General features: G+C 30.4%; 1 protein-coding gene. It reads right to left on the bottom strand.

The window, feature by feature from the left end:
• Positions 1-44 precede the first annotated feature (44 nt).
• Positions 45-572 (bottom strand): cation transporter, encoded by a 528-nt coding sequence (locus OU788_RS12520; protein WP_274635470.1) that lies wholly within the window; start codon positions 570-572, stop codon positions 45-47.
• Positions 573-723: the final 151 nt, after the last annotated feature.

Raw genomic sequence — 723 nt, forward strand, 5'->3', positions numbered from 1 at the left:
AAGCTCCTAATTTAGGAGCTTTCAATATTATTTAAAATAAGCAATTATGCTTTTTTTGTTTCAGCACAACAAGCCATAGTGCAATCTTCTTTACAAGCAGCTTTTTCAGCTTCTGTTTTTGTACAGCACTCTTTTTTACAATCGTCGCCACAAGCTTTTTTATCAACGTCTTTTTTTGCGCAACATGCCATAGTGCAATCTGCCTTACAAGTTTTTTTAGTAGCTTCAGCAGCTTTGTACATATCACCGCTACCAATTCCTTCAACAAAGGTAATTAATTCAGCTTTGTTAGTTTTGTTAGCATCATATTTTATAGTTGCAATACTATCGTTAAACACAACGTTAGCTTCTAAAACTCCATCCTTTTTATTTAAATCAGAAGCTATTTTTCTAGCGCATCCTATTTCACAAGTCATTCCTGAAATGTTTAATGAAAGTTCTTGTGGATTAGCTTCTGCTACTGTTTCGGTTTTTTGTTCTTGAGCTTCTTCTTTTTTAGCTTCACTTTTACAAGCAATCATTGTTAAACTTACAAAAGCAGCAACAAAAAATATTTTTAAAAATTTCATCATTTTTATTTATTGGATTATTCAGCAAATTTATTAATAAAATCAAAATTTAAAATATAAATAAGCGACTTTTGTTATTAAAATACTTGATAATGAATAAGCAACAGCAAAAATGGTTGTTTTTAATTGTGCTTTCGCTAGTTTGGGGAAGCTC

The sequence above is a fragment of the Tenacibaculum sp. L6 genome, assembly GCF_028823685.1.
In the GTDB taxonomy this organism is placed as follows: Bacteria; Bacteroidota; Bacteroidia; order Flavobacteriales; family Flavobacteriaceae; genus Polaribacter.

Coding starts and splice junctions, on each gene's coding strand:
- OU788_RS12520 (WP_274635470.1), bottom strand. CDS start 572: ATGATGAAATTTTTAAAAATATTTTTTGTTGCTGCTTTTGTAAGTTTA.